General features: G+C 55.7%; 21 protein-coding genes and 1 tRNA gene. 18 read left to right on the top strand and 4 right to left on the bottom strand.

The window, feature by feature from the left end; genetic code table 11:
- Positions 1-3: 3 nt before the first annotated feature.
- The 6 genes from mlaE (at position 4) to murA (ending at position 3,990) form a co-directional block, all read left to right on the top strand.
- On the top strand, positions 4-786 hold the full coding sequence (gene mlaE, locus ABLV04_RS13805) for a lipid asymmetry maintenance ABC transporter permease subunit MlaE (RefSeq protein WP_004150949.1): 783 nt from the start codon (positions 4-6) through the stop codon (positions 784-786).
- A 4-nt stretch (positions 787-790) separates the two neighbouring features.
- The gene (gene mlaD, locus ABLV04_RS13800) at positions 791-1,342 is read left to right on the top strand and encodes an outer membrane lipid asymmetry maintenance protein MlaD (protein ID WP_004206195.1); all 552 of its coding nucleotides are present in this window, start codon (positions 791-793) and stop codon (positions 1,340-1,342) included.
- Between the two features lie 18 nt (positions 1,343-1,360).
- Positions 1,361-1,996 carry a phospholipid-binding protein MlaC gene (mlaC, locus tag ABLV04_RS13795; protein ID WP_023291126.1) on the top strand — a complete coding sequence of 212 codons (636 nt, stop codon included), beginning with the start codon at positions 1,361-1,363 and terminating at the stop codon, positions 1,994-1,996.
- The gene (mlaB, locus tag ABLV04_RS13790; protein WP_023291125.1) at positions 1,996-2,286 is read left to right on the top strand and encodes a lipid asymmetry maintenance protein MlaB; all 291 of its coding nucleotides are present in this window, start codon (positions 1,996-1,998) and stop codon (positions 2,284-2,286) included. Before mlaC ends, mlaB begins: the two co-directional genes overlap by 1 nt.
- A gap of 136 nt (positions 2,287-2,422) precedes the next feature.
- Positions 2,423-2,677: a BolA family iron metabolism protein IbaG gene (ibaG, locus tag ABLV04_RS13785; protein WP_323076049.1), complete on the top strand. Its 255-nt coding sequence runs from the start codon at positions 2,423-2,425 to the stop codon at positions 2,675-2,677.
- 53 nt (positions 2,678-2,730) lie between these two features.
- Positions 2,731-3,990: a UDP-N-acetylglucosamine 1-carboxyvinyltransferase gene (murA, locus tag ABLV04_RS13780; RefSeq protein WP_023291124.1), complete on the top strand. Its 1,260-nt coding sequence runs from the start codon at positions 2,731-2,733 to the stop codon at positions 3,988-3,990.
- A gap of 54 nt (positions 3,991-4,044) precedes the next feature.
- Here the strand turns inward: murA and sfsB are convergent, their stop codons facing one another.
- Both sfsB and ispB read right to left on the bottom strand, forming a co-directional pair.
- Positions 4,045-4,317, bottom strand: coding sequence for a DNA-binding transcriptional regulator SfsB (gene sfsB / locus ABLV04_RS13775; protein ID WP_004206189.1), 273 nt, complete (start codon positions 4,315-4,317; stop codon positions 4,045-4,047).
- A gap of 197 nt (positions 4,318-4,514) precedes the next feature.
- Positions 4,515-5,486 (bottom strand): octaprenyl diphosphate synthase, encoded by a 972-nt coding sequence (gene ispB / locus ABLV04_RS13770; RefSeq protein ID WP_023291123.1) that lies wholly within the window; start codon positions 5,484-5,486, stop codon positions 4,515-4,517.
- A gap of 260 nt (positions 5,487-5,746) precedes the next feature.
- Here ispB and rplU point away from each other — a divergent pair, with 260 nt between their 5' ends.
- The 4 genes from rplU (at position 5,747) to cgtA (ending at position 8,589) form a co-directional block, all read left to right on the top strand.
- On the top strand, positions 5,747-6,058 hold the full coding sequence (gene rplU, locus ABLV04_RS13765; RefSeq protein ID WP_002918379.1) for a 50S ribosomal protein L21: 312 nt from the start codon (positions 5,747-5,749) through the stop codon (positions 6,056-6,058).
- 20 nt (positions 6,059-6,078) lie between these two features.
- Positions 6,079-6,336: a 50S ribosomal protein L27 gene (gene rpmA, locus ABLV04_RS13760; protein WP_002434222.1), complete on the top strand. Its 258-nt coding sequence runs from the start codon at positions 6,079-6,081 to the stop codon at positions 6,334-6,336.
- 93 nt (positions 6,337-6,429) lie between these two features.
- The gene (locus tag ABLV04_RS13755) at positions 6,430-7,395 is read left to right on the top strand and encodes a DMT family transporter (RefSeq protein ID WP_004206187.1); all 966 of its coding nucleotides are present in this window, start codon (positions 6,430-6,432) and stop codon (positions 7,393-7,395) included.
- A 15-nt stretch (positions 7,396-7,410) separates the two neighbouring features.
- Positions 7,411-8,589 (top strand): Obg family GTPase CgtA, encoded by a 1,179-nt coding sequence (gene cgtA / locus ABLV04_RS13750; protein ID WP_004206186.1) that lies wholly within the window; start codon positions 7,411-7,413, stop codon positions 8,587-8,589.
- A gap of 52 nt (positions 8,590-8,641) precedes the next feature.
- On the opposite strand, the gene dacB is transcribed toward cgtA, so the two are convergent.
- Positions 8,642-10,075, bottom strand: coding sequence for a serine-type D-Ala-D-Ala carboxypeptidase (dacB, locus tag ABLV04_RS13745; RefSeq protein WP_023291122.1), 1,434 nt, complete (start codon positions 10,073-10,075; stop codon positions 8,642-8,644).
- A gap of 235 nt (positions 10,076-10,310) precedes the next feature.
- Here dacB and greA point away from each other — a divergent pair, with 235 nt between their 5' ends.
- Positions 10,311-10,787 (top strand): transcription elongation factor GreA, encoded by a 477-nt coding sequence (gene greA / locus ABLV04_RS13740; protein WP_002918375.1) that lies wholly within the window; start codon positions 10,311-10,313, stop codon positions 10,785-10,787.
- Positions 10,788-10,939: 152 nt separating this feature from the next.
- Here greA and yhbY read toward each other — a convergent pair whose 3' ends face one another.
- Complete coding sequence (yhbY, locus tag ABLV04_RS13735) at positions 10,940-11,233, bottom strand: ribosome assembly RNA-binding protein YhbY (RefSeq protein ID WP_002918374.1); 294 nt, start codon at positions 11,231-11,233, stop codon at positions 10,940-10,942.
- 123 nt (positions 11,234-11,356) lie between these two features.
- On the opposite strand from yhbY, the gene rlmE reads away from it, so the two are divergent.
- The 7 genes from rlmE to ABLV04_RS13700 all read left to right on the top strand — a co-directional run bounded on the left by rlmE (position 11,357) and on the right by ABLV04_RS13700 (position 17,496).
- Positions 11,357-11,986 carry a 23S rRNA (uridine(2552)-2'-O)-methyltransferase RlmE gene (rlmE, locus tag ABLV04_RS13730; RefSeq protein ID WP_008806638.1) on the top strand — a complete coding sequence of 210 codons (630 nt, stop codon included), beginning with the start codon at positions 11,357-11,359 and terminating at the stop codon, positions 11,984-11,986.
- Positions 11,987-12,085: 99 nt separating this feature from the next.
- Positions 12,086-14,020, top strand: a complete 1,935-nt coding sequence (gene ftsH / locus ABLV04_RS13725) for an ATP-dependent zinc metalloprotease FtsH (RefSeq protein WP_004206183.1) — start codon at positions 12,086-12,088, stop codon at positions 14,018-14,020.
- A 96-nt stretch (positions 14,021-14,116) separates the two neighbouring features.
- Positions 14,117-14,965 (top strand): dihydropteroate synthase, encoded by an 849-nt coding sequence (gene folP, locus ABLV04_RS13720; RefSeq protein WP_182962423.1) that lies wholly within the window; start codon positions 14,117-14,119, stop codon positions 14,963-14,965.
- Positions 14,958-16,295, top strand: coding sequence for a phosphoglucosamine mutase (glmM, locus tag ABLV04_RS13715; RefSeq protein ID WP_348815809.1), 1,338 nt, complete (start codon positions 14,958-14,960; stop codon positions 16,293-16,295). The genes folP and glmM overlap by 8 nt, the downstream gene beginning before the upstream one ends.
- Positions 16,296-16,524: 229 nt before the next feature.
- Positions 16,525-16,854, top strand: coding sequence for a preprotein translocase subunit SecG (gene secG / locus ABLV04_RS13710; RefSeq protein ID WP_002918369.1), 330 nt, complete (start codon positions 16,525-16,527; stop codon positions 16,852-16,854).
- Between the two features lie 9 nt (positions 16,855-16,863).
- Positions 16,864-16,950: transfer RNA gene (locus ABLV04_RS13705), tRNA-Leu, on the top strand.
- A 297-nt stretch (positions 16,951-17,247) separates the two neighbouring features.
- Positions 17,248-17,496, top strand: a complete 249-nt coding sequence (locus ABLV04_RS13700; protein WP_072096600.1) for a hypothetical protein — start codon at positions 17,248-17,250, stop codon at positions 17,494-17,496.
- Positions 17,497-17,498: the final 2 nt, after the last annotated feature.

Below are 17,498 nucleotides of genomic sequence, written 5' to 3'. Positions count from 1 at the left end.
CTGATGCTGTTTAATGCGCTGGCCGCGCTAGGCCATCGCGGTATTAAAACCACCGCGACCTTTGGACGCGCCGGATTAATGCTGTTTAACGCCGTTGTCGGCAAACCAGAGTTTCGCAAGCACGCGCCGCTGCTGGTTCGTCAACTCTACAACGTCGGCGTTCTGTCGATGCTGATTATCATTGTATCGGGCCTGTTTATCGGTATGGTGCTCGGGCTGCAGGGTTATCTGGTCTTAACCACCTACAGCGCAGAGACCAGTCTTGGCATGCTGGTGGCGCTGTCGCTGCTGCGCGAGCTGGGGCCGGTGGTCGCCGCGCTGCTGTTTGCCGGTCGCGCCGGGTCGGCGCTGACCGCCGAGATTGGCCTGATGCGGGCCACGGAACAGCTCTCCAGTATGGAGATGATGGCGGTGGATCCGCTGCGCCGCGTCATTTCTCCCCGTTTCTGGGCCGGCGTCATTTCGCTGCCGCTGCTGACGATTATCTTCGTCGCGGTGGGGATCTGGGGTGGCGCGCTGGTGGGCGTGAGCTGGAAGGGCATTGACGGTGGTTTTTTCTGGACCGCGATGCAAAATGCCGTCGACTGGCGAATGGATCTGGTGAACTGCCTGATTAAGAGCCTGGTATTCGCCATTACGGTAACCTGGATTGCGTTATTCAATGGTTATGACGCTATCCCCACTTCCGCCGGGATTAGCCGGGCGACTACGCGCACCGTGGTGCATGCGTCGCTGGCGGTTCTGGGGCTGGATTTTGTGCTGACTGCGCTGATGTTTGGGAATTGAGTTCATGCAAACGAAAAAAAATGAAATCTGGGTAGGGGTGTTCTTACTGGTGGCGCTGCTGGCGGCGCTGTTTGTCTGCCTGAAGGCGGCAAACGTCACCTCGTTACGTACCGAGCCGACTTACCGTCTTTACGCGACCTTCGATAATATCGGCGGCCTGAAAGCGCGCTCGCCGGTGCGCATCGGCGGTGTGGTTGTTGGCCGCGTGGCGGACATCACTCTCGACCCGAAAACCTATCTGCCGCGCGTGGAGCTCGATATTGATGAGCGCTACAACCATATCCCCGATACCAGTTCGCTGGCGATCCGCACCTCTGGCCTGCTGGGCGAGCAGTATCTGGCGCTGAACGTCGGTTTTGAAGACCCGGACCTCGGGACGACTATCCTTAAAGACGGCGGTACTATCCAGGACACCAAGTCCGCCATGGTGCTGGAAGATCTGATTGGTCAGTTCCTTTATAACAGCAAGGGCGGCGACAATCAGAATTCTGGCAATGATAAGGCCGAGGCAGAAGGTCATACTGACGCGACGCCGGCAGCCGGCACGACGCATTAATTTCAGGAGAAATACGATATGTTTAAACGCTTACTCATGGTCGCCATGCTGGTGATTGCCCCGCTGACCGCGGTCCAGGCGGCAGACCAGTCCAATCCGTATAAGCTGATGAATGAAGCGGCGCAGAAAACCTTCGATCGCCTGAAGAATGAACAGCCGAAGATCAAGGCCAACCCTAACTATCTGCGCGACATCGTCGACCAGGAGCTTCTGCCGTATGTGCAGGTGAAGTATGCCGGCGCGCTGGTGCTGGGCCGCTATTACAAAGAAGCCACCCCGGCGCAGCGTGAAGCCTATTTTGCCGCCTTCCGTGAATACCTGAAGCAGGCCTATGGCCAGGCGCTGGCCATGTACCATGGTCAGACCTACCAGATTGCCCCGGAACAGCCGCTGGGCAGCGCGACCATCATTCCGATCCGCGTCACCATCCTCGACCCGAATGGCCGTCCGCCGGTACGTCTCGACTTCCAGTGGCGTAAAAACACCCAGACCGGCAACTGGCAGGCCTACGATATGATCGCGGAAGGGGTCAGCATGATCACCACCAAACAAAACGAGTGGAGCGATCTGCTGCGTACCAAGGGCGTTGATGGCCTGACCGCGCAGCTGAAAGCGATCTCCGCTCAGCCGATCACCCTGGAACAGAAAAAATAATGAGCGGGCAGCTGAGCTGGACTCGTGATGGCGAGACGCTGGCGCTGCACGGAGAGCTGGATCAGGATCTGCTGGTCCCGCTCTGGGAGGCACGCGCCCAGGCGACGGCGGGGACAGCGATCATCGATCTCAGCCAGACCACGCGCGTGGACACGGCGGGCCTGGCGCTGTTAGTGCATTTTGTCGCGCTGATTCGCCGCCAGGGCCGGGAAGCGCAGCTGATCGGCAAGAGCGAAAATCTGCAAACGCTGGTCGGTCTTTACAACCTGCCTGCCGATATGATCCCATAATCTTTTCAGTGCCTTAGCGCTGAAGCTATTCCGAAAGCCCCGGCAATCTTTTCGCCGGGGCTTTTTGCTTGTTTAAGACCGCGCCACTTTCCTCTAAGATGTTGGGCTGTTTTCACTATCAGATAAATTTGAGCCCATGGAAAATCATGAAATTCAGACCGTGCTGATGAACGCACTCCTCCTCCAGGAAGTCCACGTCTCTGGCGATGGCAGCCACTTTCAGGTTATTGCTGTGGGTGAGATGTTCGATGGCATGAGTCGGGTTAAAAAGCAGCAGAGCGTCTACGCGCCGCTGATGGAATATATTGCTGACAACCGCATCCATGCGCTGTCGATCAAGGCCTTTACTCCGCAGGAGTGGGCGCGAGACCGCAAACTAAATGGCTTCTAAGCTGTGGGGGATCCCCTGCAGCGTATGTGAATTTTTAATAGAGAACAGAATCAATGGATAAATTCCGTGTTCAGGGGCCGACTCGCCTTCAGGGCGAAGTCACCATCTCCGGTGCAAAAAACGCCGCCCTGCCAATCCTCTTTTCCGCGCTGCTTGCCGAAGAGCCGGTAGAGATCCAGAACGTACCTAAGCTGAAAGATATCGATACCACCATGAAGTTGCTGAGTCAGCTGGGCGCGAAGGTAGAGCGCAATGGTTCGGTGTGGATTGACGCCGGCCCGGTCGATGTATTCTGTGCTCCGTACGATCTGGTGAAAACCATGCGCGCCTCCATCTGGGCGCTGGGCCCGCTGGTGGCGCGTTTCGGTCAGGGACAAGTTTCTCTGCCTGGCGGCTGCGCCATCGGCGCGCGTCCGGTCGATCTGCATATTAGCGGGCTGGAACAGCTGGGCGCCGAGATCAAACTGGAAGAAGGTTATGTTAAAGCCTCGGTCAATGGTCGTTTGAAAGGCGCGCATATCGTGATGGATAAAGTGAGCGTCGGCGCCACTGTCACTATCATGAGCGCAGCGACCCTCGCCGAGGGGACGACGATTATCGAAAACGCCGCTCGCGAGCCGGAGATCGTCGATACCGCGAACTTCCTTAACGCGCTGGGCGCAAAAATCAGCGGCCAGGGCACCGATCGCATCACCATCGAAGGCGTGCAGCGTCTGGGCGGCGGCGTTTACCGCGTGCTGCCGGACCGTATTGAAACCGGGACCTTCCTGGTTGCCGCAGCCATTTCCGGCGGCAAGATCCTCTGCCGTCACGCGCAACCAGATACCCTGGACGCCGTACTGGCGAAGCTGCGCGACGCCGGAGCGGACATCGAAACGGGCGAAGACTGGATCAGCCTTGATATGCACGGCAACCGTCCGAAAGCGGTTAACGTGCGTACCGCGCCGCATCCGGGCTTCCCGACCGATATGCAGGCCCAGTTCACGCTGCTCAACCTGGTCGCGGAAGGGACCGGCGTGATCACCGAAACGATCTTTGAAAACCGCTTTATGCACATTCCGGAACTGATCCGTATGGGCGCCCACGCGGAGATCGAGAGCAATACCGCGATCTGTCACGGCGTGGAGCAGCTTTCGGGCGCGCAGGTGATGGCGACCGATTTGCGTGCCTCGGCGAGCCTCGTGCTGGCAGGTTGTATCGCTGAGGGAACCACCATCGTCGATCGCATCTATCATATCGATCGTGGCTATGAGCGTATCGAAGATAAACTGCAGGCGCTGGGTGCCAATATTCAGCGCGTGAAAGGCGAGTAACCGCATCCTGTCAGGGCCCGGGCGTCTATCCCGGGTCCTTGTCGAACAATCACATCACTTGTCCATCTTCTTTTGACGCATCATCTGCGTTCTGTCGATAAACTCATGCGTTACCGGATCATGGTAGCGTGACGGCCAGATGACCCACGGCTGTGTATCCAGCGCCGTGGCGATGATTAATTCGCCTTTCGGCCAGGGGCGGGTCAGGGCGTTCGCCAGCGTTGAAGAACTCAGACCGTGCCGTCGCGACTCTGCCGCCAGCGATGTTCCCCGTTTACGTAATCCCGCAACAATATCTGCGGGATGCCAGTCGATGAACTTATCCATAAATTCTCCTGGTGATAAAGATCCTGATCGGCCCATATGGGCGACGGGGACACTATACCCGCGCACCAGGTAAGGTTCTAACAAGTTCTGTTAAAGCGCCGGAATATTCAGAATGTATCAAGGTATCCGGAAATTTACGGTAGGGAATGGGTTTTTACTGGAACTTTCCCGCGCATTGCGCGGGAAGGGGGAGGGGATTAATGATCGCGCTGAACCGCGATATGCGCCAGCCCGATCAAGGCTTCACGCCAGGGGGTGTCAGGGAGAACCTGCAGCGCGGCAATCGCTTTGTCAGCTTCTTCTTCGGCACGTTTCTGCGTCCATTCCAGCGAACCGCAGGCAGCCATCGTTTCCAGGACGGCATCCAGCAGATGGCGGCCGTTGCCCTGCTCGATTGCCCCGCGAATCATCGCCGATTGATCGGCGGTACCATGGTGCATGGCGTGCAGCAGCGGTAGCGTCGGTTTGCCTTCGTTGAGGTCGTCACCGACGTTTTTACCAAGCCGCTCTCCGTCGGAGCTGTAATCGAGTAAATCGTCGATCAGCTGGAAAGCGGTGCCGAGATAGCGGCCATAATCCTGCAACGCGCGCTCTTCTTCCGCAGTGCAGTCGGCCAGTAATCCCGCACACTGCGAGGCAGCCTCAAACAGACGCGCCGTCTTGCTGTAGATGACACGCATGTAGTTCTCTTCCGTGATATCCGGGTCATTGACGTTCATCAGCTGCAGCACTTCGCCTTCGGCAATGACGTTCACCGCTTCCGACATGACCTCGAGGATCTTCAGCGAGCCCAACTGGGTCATCATCTGAAAGGCGCGGGTATAGATAAAATCGCCGACCAGCACGCTGGCGGCATTGCCAAACGCCGCATTTGCCGTGGCTTTGCCGCGACGCATATCAGACTCATCGACGACGTCGTCATGCAGCAGGGTGGCGGTATGAATAAATTCAATCAGCGCAGCAATGGTGACATGCGCGCTCCCCTGATAGCCCACCGCGCGGGCGGCGAGCACAGCAATCATCGGGCGAATGCGTTTGCCGCCGCCGCTGACGATGTAATAGCCTAACTGATTGATAAGCTGAACATCGGAGTTGAGTTGCTCAAGAATCGTCGCATTGACACCCGCCATATCTTGCGCGGTTAACTCATTGATTTTTTCTAAATTCATCGCAAAAGCCGGGCCAAATGTCCTGTTACCATGAATCCAGGTGGGATCACAGAAGGATTAAGACAGAATTAAAAGAAGTTATGATTGTACTGAAAAATTGCCGTAGATAAACGTTGTCGTGAAAGTTGTGTTTTTTTTCTGCATTGATCGCTAATCGCTCTTGTCAAAGGCTCGCGTTTTGCGTAATATTCGCGCCCTATTGTGAATATTTATAGCGCACTCTGAATCACACGAAGAGGTGCGCGGAAGCGGAGTTTTATATGTACGCGGTTTTCCAAAGTGGTGGTAAACAACACCGAGTAAGCGAAGGTCAGACCGTTCGCCTGGAAAAGCTGGACATCGCAACTGGCGAAGCTGTTGAGTTCGCTGAAGTGCTGATGATCGCAAACGGTGAAGAAATCAAGATCGGCGTTCCTTTCGTTGAGGGCGGCGTAATCAAAGCTGAAGTTGTTGCTCACGGTCGTGGCGAGAAAGTTAAAATCGTTAAGTTTCGTCGTCGTAAACACTATCGTAAGCAGCAGGGCCATCGTCAGTGGTTCACTGATGTGAAAATCACTGGCATCAGCGCCTAAGACCTGAGGAGTAGATTTAAATGGCACATAAAAAGGCTGGCGGCTCGACTCGTAACGGTCGCGATTCAGAAGCTAAACGTCTGGGCGTAAAACGTTTCGGCGGTGAAGCAGTTCTGGCAGGTAGCATCATCGTTCGTCAACGTGGTACCAAATTCCACGCTGGCACCAACGTTGGTTGCGGCCGTGACCACACTCTGTTCGCTTTGACTGACGGTAAAGTCAAGTTCGAAGTTAAAGGCCCGAAAAACCGTAAATTCATCAGCATCGTTGCTGAATAAGTTTTTCGCGTCCCGGTAACGGATGAAAGCCCCGCAACACGTTGCGGGGCTTTTTACATTCGTCTACCGGAAAATTTTTGCAGGGAAACAGGCATGAAGCAGCAGGCTGGGATTGGCATTATTCTGGCGCTTACCACCGCGATGTGTTGGGGAGCGTTGCCGATTGCAATGAAGCAGGTTCTTGAGGTGATGGCACCGCCAACGGTGGTGTTTTATCGCTTCCTGATGGCCAGTATTGGTCTTGGCGCGATCCTCGCGATCAAAGGCAAACTGCCGCCGCTGCGAATTTTTCGCAAGCCGCGCTGGCTGGTCTTATTAGCGATTGCCACCGGCGGCCTGTTCGGTAACTTCATCCTGTTCAGTTCTTCCCTGCAGTATCTCAGCCCCACGGCTTCTCAGGTCATCGGCCAGCTATCGCCGGTAGGCATGATGGTGGCTAGCGTCGTGATTCTGAAAGAGCGTATGCGCGGCACCCAGGTGGTGGGCGCGTTGATGCTGCTCAGCGGGTTGGTGATGTTCTTCAACACCAGCCTGATTGAAATCTTTACCCGCCTGACGGACTACACGTGGGGGGTAATTTTCGGCGTTGCTGCCGCAACGGTGTGGGTAAGCTACGGCGTCGCGCAAAAGGTGTTATTGCGCCGTCTGGCATCGCAGCAGATACTATTTTTGCTGTACACTTTATGTACGATTGCATTACTGCCGCTCGCTGAGCCTGGGGTGATATCCCGGTTAAGCAGCTGGCAACTGGCATGCCTGATTTTTTGCGGGCTGAATACTCTGGTCGGCTACGGGGCGCTGGCGGAAGCCATGGCGCGCTGGCAGGCGGCGCAGGTCAGCGCGTTAATCACCTTGACGCCACTGTTTACGCTACTGTTTTCTGATTTATTATCAATGGCCTGGCCCGATGTTTTCGCCAGACCGATGTTAAACCTGATTGGTTATCTCGGTGCGTTTGTCGTGGTTGCGGGCGCGATGTATTCCGCCATCGGTCATCGTCTTTGGGGACGTTGGCGTAAGCGAGAGGCGGTAGTACCGCTGCCCCGCTCAGGCGAATGATTTACGGAGAGTAAAATGAAGTTTGTAGATGAAGCAACGATCCTGGTCGTAGCAGGTGACGGCGGCAATGGTTGCGTAAGCTTCCGCCGCGAAAAATATATTCCGAAAGGCGGCCCGGACGGCGGCGATGGCGGTGACGGCGGTGATGTCTGGCTGGAAGCGGACGAGAACCTGAATACCCTTATCGACTACCGTTTTGAAAAATCTTTCCGCGCCGAACGCGGGCAGAATGGCCAGAGCCGCGACTGTACCGGTAAGCGTGGTAAAGACGTGACGGTAAAAGTGCCGGTCGGGACCCGGGTTATCGACCAGGGCACCGGCGAGACCATGGGCGATATGACCAAACACGGTCAGCGTCTGATGGTGGCGAAGGGCGGCTGGCACGGTCTGGGCAACACCCGTTTTAAATCATCCGTTAACCGTACGCCGCGTCAGAAGACCATGGGTACGCCGGGTGATAAGCGCGACCTGCAGCTGGAGCTGATGCTGCTGGCGGACGTCGGAATGCTGGGGATGCCGAACGCCGGTAAATCCACCTTTATCCGTGCGGTCTCCGCCGCCAAGCCGAAAGTGGCTGACTATCCGTTTACCACCCTGGTGCCAAGCCTGGGCGTGGTGCGTATGGACAATGAGAAGAGCTTTGTGGTCGCCGATATCCCGGGGCTGATTGAAGGCGCAGCGGAAGGCGCAGGCCTCGGCATCCGCTTCCTCAAGCACCTTGAGCGCTGCCGCGTATTGCTGCACCTGATCGACATCGAGCCTATCGACGGTTCCGATCCGGTTGAGAACGCGCGCATCATCATCGGCGAGCTGGAGAAATACAGCGAGAAGCTGGCCTCCAAACCGCGCTGGTTAGTCTTTAACAAGATTGACCTGATGGACAAAGCGGAAGCCGAAGCTAAAGCGAAGGCGATTGCTGAAGCGCTGGGTTGGGAAGAGAAATTCTACCTGATCTCCGCCGCCAGCCAGCAGGGCGTAAAAGATCTGTGCTGGGACGTGATGACCTTCATCATCGAAAACCCCATCGTGCAGGCGGAAGAAGAGCAGAAGCCGGAGAAAGTCGAGTTTATGTGGGACGACTATCACCGTCAGCAGCTTGAAGAGGCCGAAGCCGAAGTGGAAGATGACGAAGACTGGGATGACGACTGGGACGAAGACGACGAAGAAGGCGTTGAATTCATCTACAAACGTTAATCCTGACTTCTCTGGATCAAAAAGGGCCGCATCTGATGCGGCCCTTTTGTTTTTAGTTGTTCTGGTACAAATCTTTATAAAGCCGGCTTTCAAAGCGTACCAAGGGTATGCGGCGGTTACGCTGATCGGCTGGCTCCACGGCGTAGCCGGAGAGGTATTGCACGAAGGCCACCTTTTGCCCGCTGGCGGTAGTGATGAAGCCCGCAAGGTTATAAACCCCCTGCAGCGACCCGGTTTTCGCCGAGACTTTGCCATCGACGCCCGCCTGATGGAGGCCGGCGCGATACTGCAGCGAGCCGTCATGGCCCGCCAGCGGCAGCATAGAGATGAAGTTGAGCTCGGTGTCGTGCTGGGCGATATACTGCAACACCTGCATCATGGTCGCCGGGGCGATCAGGTTGTGGCGCGACAGGCCAGAGCCGTCGGCGATGATGGTGTTGCCGAGATCAACCCCAGCCTGTTGACGCAGGATCTGACGTACGGCATCGGATCCTGCCCGCCAGGTCCCTGGTACGCCGAACCGGGCATGACCGATGGTACGAAAAACGGTATCCGCAATCATGTTGTCGGATTTCTTCAGCATGATCCGTAGCAGATCGTGCAGCGGCGCCGACTGGGTGGTGGCTAATACCGTGCCGGGCTCATTGGCCAACGTCTGACGCAGCAGCGTGCCGCTATAGGCGATCCCCGCCTGCTTCAGCTCCGCTTTAAGGATCGCCCCGGCGTAGCTGGCGCCATCCTGTATCGCGAAGGCCAGCGGCAGCGGTTCGCTACGCTGCGGCAGGCAGCCGGTGAGGGTATAGCGATTGAGGTCGCCCGGCACCACGTCCAGTTCGCAATACTGGGCTTCCGATGAGCCACGCGCCAGGGTGCGAACCTGACTGAACATGGTGACCGGATAATAGGAGGCGACGCGAATGAAGGCGAGATCGCCCGGCTTCTGCGCGCTATACAGCGAGACCGAGAAGCAGTTGCGGTCGACAATCGCCGCCGCAGGCGGAGCGCTGAAGCATTGCGTCAGGTCGTTCCACGGCCACCCCGGCGCTTTATCATGGCTGGCGAAGACCGAGGTATCGATAAGCACATTGCCGTCGATACGCTGCACGCCAGCTTTTTTCAGTGTCGCCACCATGTTGCGAATATCCTGCCGCTTCAGCGTCGGGTCGCCGCCGAAGCGGGCGATCAGATCGCCTTTCAGCACGCCGCCGTCCAGTGAGCCTTTGGTTTCCAGCGTGGTGGTGAAGCGAAAATCGGGACCCAGCTGCAGCAGGGCCGCCAGCGCGGTGATGACCTTTTGCGTACTGGCCGGAAGCGCCATTTGCTGGCTGTGATAGTCGATTTCCGGCGTCGATGCGCCGACCTTTTGCGCCATAAAGGCAAGGTTCGCACCGGCGGGAAGCTGGGTGATGTACTCGTCAATATTCGCCGCCTGAGCGCTAAGCGCTATACCGGCAGTCAATCCGATGATAAATCTGGGAAATCGCATAATCTCGCGCTAACAACCTGAAGCCAGGCCGTCATACTACGGTGCAACGCCCAGTAAAGTAAACGATGACCCATAATGAACTTCGGGGTAAAATACCTATCAAATGAAAAATTGCTGCTGACCTGGGGAGTGTTTCCCGGGTCGGTTTCTTTTTGCTCGTGTCCTGCCCGTGGACAGGACAGGTGGCGGAGCGGAGCTATCCGTTTCCTGAAGGAATGATAAAGAGGTATAACTAATGCAAGCGATTCCGATGACCTTACGTGGCGCTGAAAAACTGCGCGAAGAACTGGATTATCTGAAGTCTGTGCGTCGTCCTGAAATCATTGCCGCTATTGCTGAGGCCCGTGAACACGGCGATCTGAAAGAGAATGCCGAGTATCACGCCGCGCGTGAACAGCAGGGCTTCTGCGAAGGGCGTATCAAGGATATCGAAGCGAAGCTGTCCAATGCGCAGGTTATCGATATCACCAAAATGCCGAACAATGGCCGGGTGATTTTTGGCTCTACTGTCAGCGTGCTGAACCTCGATACTGACGAGGAACAGACCTACCGTATCGTGGGCGATGACGAAGCTGATTTTAAGCAGAATCTGATCTCCGTGAACTCGCCGATTGCCCGTGGTCTGATCGGTAAAGAGCAGGATGACGTCGTGACTATCCGTACACCGGGTGGGGAAGTGGAATACGAAATTACCAAGGTTGAATACCTGTAAGGCGTATTTCCCGCTACGATGTTTATAGATTGTAAAGAAAGGAAAAAGGCCGCATAGCGGCCTTTTATCAACGTCACGAGCATGGCATTTTGCTCGCCTGGCCACAGAAATCCCTCGTTTTACACAAAGTTGTGTCGGGATTGAGGATATTCTTAGCGTGGCAGCGAGATTTTACGCTCTGGCGTTGGGCGGTACAGAACCAGCGTTTTACCGATGACCTGTACGTTACAGGCGCCGGTTTCGCGCACGATGGCTTCCACGATCAAGGCTTTAGTTTCGCGATCTTCTGAGGCGATCTTCACCTTGATGAGTTCATGGTGCCCTAACGCTTGTTCGATCTCGGCCAGTACCCCTTCGGTCAAACCATTGTTGCCAAGCATAACTACCGGCTTGAGCGGATGTGCCAGACCTTTCAGGTGCTGTTTTTGTTTAGTACTCAGATTCATCGTATTTTTTTGCTTACGTTGGGATTGAAAACGGGTCATTCTACCGCCATCTCCCATATATCGCCAAACTACCGCGTCGATTTTTACGCAGTAAAGTACGATGAACCCGAACGGGAATGTTAAATGACAGGTAAAAAGCGTTCTGCCAGCTCAAGCCGCTGGCTTCAGGAACACTTTAGCGATAAATATGTTCAACAGGCACAGAAAAAGGGGTTACGTTCCCGTGCCTGGTTTAAACTTGATGAAATACAGCAAAGTGACAAAATTTTTAAGCCGGGGATGACGATAGTTGACCTCGGCGCTGCTCCCGGGGGCTGGTCGCAGTATGCGGTCACGCAGATCGGCAACAGCGGCCGCATCATCGCTTGCGATCTTTTACCAATGGATCCAATCGTTGGTGTGGACTTCCTTCAGGGCGACTTTCGTGATGAATTAGTCCTGAAAGCGTTACTTGAGCGAGTAGGCGACAGTAAAGTACAAGTGGTCATGTCCGATATGGCGCCGAATATGTGCGGAACACCGGCGGTGGATATTCCCCGGGCGATGTATCTGGTAGAACTGGCGCTTGAAATGTCTCGTGATGTATTAGCGCCAGGTGGTAGTTTTGTAGTGAAGGTGTTCCAGGGCGAAGGCTTCGATGAGTATCTTCGAGAAATTCGCTCCCTGTTTACGAAGGTCAAAGTTCGTAAGCCGGACTCTTCCCGCGCTCGTTCGCGTGAAGTGTATATTGTAGCGACCGGGCGTAAACCATAACCGGCAGATTTCAAATGAAAGTTTGAAAGAAACTGGATATAGCGTATCCTGACGCTGTTTTTAACACAGTTGTAATAAGAGGTTAATCCCTTGAGTGACATGGCGAAAAACCTAATACTCTGGCTGGTCATTGCCGTTGTGCTGATGTCAGTATTCCAGAGCTTTGGGCCCAGCGAGTCGAATGGCCGCAAGGTGGATTATTCTACCTTCCTGCAAGAGGTCAATCAGGACCAGGTTCGCGAAGCGCGTATCAACGGACGTGAGATCAACGTTACCAAGAAAGATAGTAACCGTTACACGACTTACATTCCGGTTAACGATCCGAAGCTGCTCGATAACCTGTTGACTAAAAACGTCAAAGTTGTTGGTGAACCACCAGAAGAGCCAAGCCTGCTGGCTTCCATCTTCATCTCCTGGTTCCCAATGCTGCTGTTGATCGGCGTCTGGATCTTTTTTATGCGGCAAATGCAGGGCGGCGGCGGAAAGGGCGCGATGTCCTTCGGCAAAAGCAAAGCCCGTATGCTGACGGAAGATCAGATCAAAACCACTTTTGCTGACGTTGCCGGGTGTGACGAAGCGAAAGAGGAAGTCGGCGAACTGGTGGAATACCTGCGTGAGCCGAGCCGCTTCCAGAAACTGGGCGGTAAGATCCCGAAAGGCGTCCTGATGGTCGGTCCTCCGGGTACCGGTAAAACGCTGCTGGCGAAAGCGATCGCTGGCGAAGCAAAAGTGCCGTTCTTTACTATTTCCGGTTCTGACTTCGTAGAAATGTTCGTCGGTGTTGGTGCATCCCGTGTGCGTGACATGTTCGAACAGGCTAAGAAAGCAGCGCCTTGCATCATCTTCATCGATGAAATCGACGCCGTCGGCCGCCAGCGTGGCGCCGGTCTTGGCGGTGGTCACGATGAACGTGAGCAGACCCTGAACCAGATGCTGGTTGAGATGGACGGCTTCGAAGGTAACGAAGGCATTATCGTTATCGCGGCGACTAACCGTCCGGACGTTCTTGACCCCGCGCTGCTGCGTCCGGGCCGTTTTGACCGCCAGGTGGTGGTTGGCCTGCCGGATGTTCGCGGTCGTGAGCAGATCCTGAAAGTGCATATGCGTCGCGTTCCGCTGGCGCCGGATATCGATGCGGCAATCATTGCTCGCGGTACCCCTGGCTTCTCCGGTGCGGACCTGGCCAACCTGGTCAACGAAGCGGCCCTGTTTGCTGCCCGCGGCAACAAACGCGTCGTATCGATGGTTGAGTTCGAAAAAGCGAAAGACAAAATCATGATGGGTGCGGAACGCCGCTCCATGGTGATGACGGAAGCGCAGAAAGAGTCCACCGCTTACCACGAAGCGGGCCACGCGATTATCGGTCGTCTGGTGCCGGAGCACGATCCGGTGCACAAAGTGACGATTATCCCGCGCGGTCGTGCGCTGGGTGTGACCTTCTTCCTGCCGGAAGGCGATGCGATCAGCGCCAGCCGTCAGAAACTGGAAAGTCAGATCTCCACCCTGTACGGCGGTCGTCTGGCGGAAGAGATTATCTACGGTCCGGAACATGTTTCTACCGGCGCGTCTAACGACATTAAAGTGGCGACGAACCTGGCGCGTAACATGGTGACCCAGTGGGGCTTCTCCGACAAACTTGGTCCGCTGCTGTACGCGGAAGAAGAGGGTGAAGTGTTCCTCGGCCGCAGCGTCGCGAAAGCGAAGCATATGTCCGATGAAACCGCGCGTATCATCGACCAGGAAGTGAAATCGCTGATTGAGCGTAACTACGGTCGTGCTCGCCAGCTGCTGAACGACAACATGGACATTCTGCACGCGATGAAAGATGCGCTCATGAAGTATGAGACCATCGATGCGCCGCAGATTGACGACCTGATGGCTCGTCGCGATGTTCGTCCGCCTGCGGGTTGGGAAGAACCCGGTTCTTCTAACAACTCTGACAACAATGGCACGCCTCGTGCGCCGCGTCCGGTCGATGAACCGCGTACGCCGAACCCGGGCAACACCATGTCAGAGCAGCTGGGCGACAAATAAGCTGCCGCTGTTGATGTCTTGTTTTAACCTTAAAACCCCGGGGCGCCCGCTCCGGGGTTTTTCTTTTTTAACCTCTTCAGTCTCAGGGATTTTGTGATGAAACTTGTAGCCCAGGGCTCAACCCTCGATCTCTCTCACCCCCACGTGATGGGTATTCTTAATGTGACGCCTGACTCCTTCTCCGATGGCGGCGCCCATAATTCGCTGATTGAGGCGGTGAAGCATGCCAATCTGATGATCAACGCCGGGGCGACCATCATTGATATCGGCGGTGAATCGACGCGGCCAGGGGCGGCTGAGGTTAGCGTGGAAGAGGAGCTTGCGCGGGTGATCCCGGTGGTGGAGGCTATCGCCCAGCGCTTTGAGGTGTGGATCTCCGTGGATACCTCCAAAGCGGAGGTTATCCGCGAATCCGCCCGGGCAGGGGCGCATATCATTAACGATATTCGTTCGCTGACCGAACCCGGCGCGCTGCAGGCTGCGGCGGACACCGGGCTGCCGGTGTGTCTGATGCATATGCAGGGACAGCCGAAAACCATGCAGGAGGCGCCGAAGTATGAGGATGTCTTCGCCGATGTGGAGCGCTTTTTTAATGAACACATCGTGCGCTGCGAACAGGCAGGGATCGCAAAAGAAAAATTGCTGCTCGACCCGGGATTCGGTTTCGGTAAAAATCTCACCCACAATTATCAACTGCTGGCCAGGCTGGGAGAGTTTCATCACTTTGGTCTGCCGCTGCTGGTCGGTATGTCGCGTAAGTCGATGGTAGGTCAGTTGCTGAACGTCGGGCCGTCGGAACGGCTGAACGGCAGCCTGGCGTGTGCCGTCATTGCAGCAATGCAGGGCGCGCAGATTATCCGCGTCCATGATGTCAAAGAAACGGTAGAAGCGCTGCGCGTGGTGGAAGCCACTCTCGCCGCTAAGGGAAAAAAACGTTATGAGTAACCGCAAGTATTTTGGCACCGATGGTATTCGTGGCCGCGTCGGCGATGCGCCGATCACTCCGGAATTTGTGCTTAAGCTCGGCTGGGCGGCGGGCAAAGTGTTAGCGCGTCACGGCTCGCGTAAAATTATCATCGGCAAAGATACCCGTATTTCGGGCTATATGCTGGAATCGGCGCTGGAAGCCGGGCTGGCGGCAGCGGGGCTCTCTGCGTCGTTCACCGGGCCAATGCCAACGCCGGCGATCGCCTACCTGACGCGCGCCTTTCGCGCCGAGGCGGGGATCGTCATCTCCGCTTCACATAACCCTTTCTACGACAACGGCATCAAGTTCTTCTCCATTGAGGGCACCAAGCTGCCGGATGATGTGGAAGAGGCGATTGAAGCCGAAATGGAGAAAGAACTCACCTGTGTGGACTCGGCTGAGCTGGGTAAAGCCAGCCGCATCGTCGATGCCGCAGGCCGCTACATTGAGTTTTGTAAAGGCACCTTTCCTAACGAACTGAGCCTCTCCACGCTGAAAGTGGTGGTGGACTGTGCGCACGGCGCAACCTACCACATTGCGCCCAATGTTTTCCGCGAACTGGGCGCCCAGGTTATCGCGATGGGCTGCGAGCCTGACGGCCTCAACATCAACGAAGAGGTCGGGGCCACCGACGTGCGGGCGCTGCAGGCGCGCGTGCTGGCGGAAAAAGCCGATCTGGGCATTGCCTACGATGGCGATGGCGATCGGGTGATCATGGTTGACCACGAAGGCAATAAAGTCGATGGTGACCAGATCCTCTACATCATCGCCCGGGAAGGGCTGCGTCAGGGACTGCTGCGCGGCGGCGCCGTCGGTACGCTGATGAGCAATATGGGCCTGGAGCTGGCGCTCAAGCAGCTGGGCATCCCGTTTGCCCGCGCTAAGGTGGGTGACCGCTATGTGCTGGAGATGCTCCAGGAAAAAGGCTGGCGCATCGGTGCGGAAAACTCCGGCCATGTGATCCTGCTGGATAAAACCACTACCGGCGATGGCATCGTCGCCAGTTTGCAGGTGGTTGCGGCGATGGTACGCAACCATATGAGCCTGCATGACCTGTGCAGCGGCATGAAGATGTTCCCTCAGCTGCTGGTGAATGTGCGCTTTACCGAGGGCAGCGGTAACCCTCTGGAGAATGAGCATGTCAAAGCGGTGACCGCAGAAGTGGAAGCGGCGTTAGGTAAGCGTGGCCGCGTCCTGCTGCGTAAATCGGGTACGGAACCGCTGATCCGCGTCATGGTGGAAGGCGAGCATGAAGATCAGGTGCACGAGTTTGCGCATCGCATCGCCGAAGCGGTAAAAAGCGTCTAAGCTTGTCGGCTAAGTGGTTAAAAAGGCGGCGCTTGCCGCCTTTTTTATGATCGAATACCGGCTTTTTGCTGTTTTTTTCTGCAGTTGATACAATGTGTCGAAATTGCCCTTGCGAAGGTCATTCGCTTTGGTTAGTATTCACACCCGCTTCAGTGGGAAACGTTAAAACGTCCCGCTTTATTGGTCGAAGCACTTGGTATGCGGCGAATCCGCAAGGAACAGGTTGATTATGTACGAAGCTCTTTTGGTTGTTTTCCTTATTGTAGCGATTGGCCTCGTAGGTCTGGTTATGCTGCAGCAAGGTAAAGGCGCTGATATGGGAGCCTCCTTCGGTGCAGGCGCTTCCGGCACACTGTTTGGGTCCAGCGGTTCTGGTAACTTCATGACCCGTATGACCGGCATCCTGGCTGCGCTGTTCTTCATCATCAGTCTGGCGCTGGGTAACATCAACAGCAACAAGACCAGTAAAGGAAGTGAGTGGGATAACCTGAGCGCGCCGAAAACAGAGCAAACTCAGCCAACTGCGCCGGCTCAGCCGACCAGCGATATCCCGCACTAAGTATTCTGTACCGAGGTGGTGGAATTGGTAGACACGCTACCTTGAGGTGGTAGTGCCCTAACGGGCTTGTGGGTTCGAGTCCCATCCTCGGTACCAATATTCCAGAAAAAAGACGCTGAAAAGCGTCTTTTTTTGTTTTTATCCCCGCCGGTCATTTATTAATAAACATCTCTTCACTGGCTCCCGCCTTTTACTGTCGTTAAAGTCGCCACGTCTAATCAACAGAGGTGAAGTGACACAATGAACAAGATCGAGTTGCTTATCGTCGCCGGCGCGCTCGGTTTAGCGGGATGCAGTTCAACATCGCCATCCAAAACGGTGGAGACGATTAATGCGCTAACCGTACCGGTATCATACAGTGAGCCTGGCGTTGCAGCGAATAATGCCCAGGCGGTGACGCGCTATTTCCAGGACAATACGGCACTGATTGGCCGCCTTAACCATTCATTGAAAAGCAATTATCTGCAGGATGTTGAGCGCCGCGATGTGTTCGACAGACACAGCGAGGCGTATCAGGTGTATGGCGCTCTGACCCGCCTGGAGCAGATGGCGTCCATGAATGAGGTTTACCGCAAAGAGAATAATGTTGCTGGCCTGCAGGAGATTAACCGCGTACTGAAAAGCGTGCCGCAGGCCAGTTAAGA

The sequence above is a fragment of the Klebsiella sp. JN_Kp127 genome (assembly GCF_040062505.1).
Taxonomy (GTDB): Bacteria; Pseudomonadota; Gammaproteobacteria; order Enterobacterales; family Enterobacteriaceae; genus Klebsiella; species Klebsiella quasipneumoniae.
Note: the sequence above shows the minus strand (reverse complement) of the source record. Positions and strands in the feature narration are given on the sequence as shown.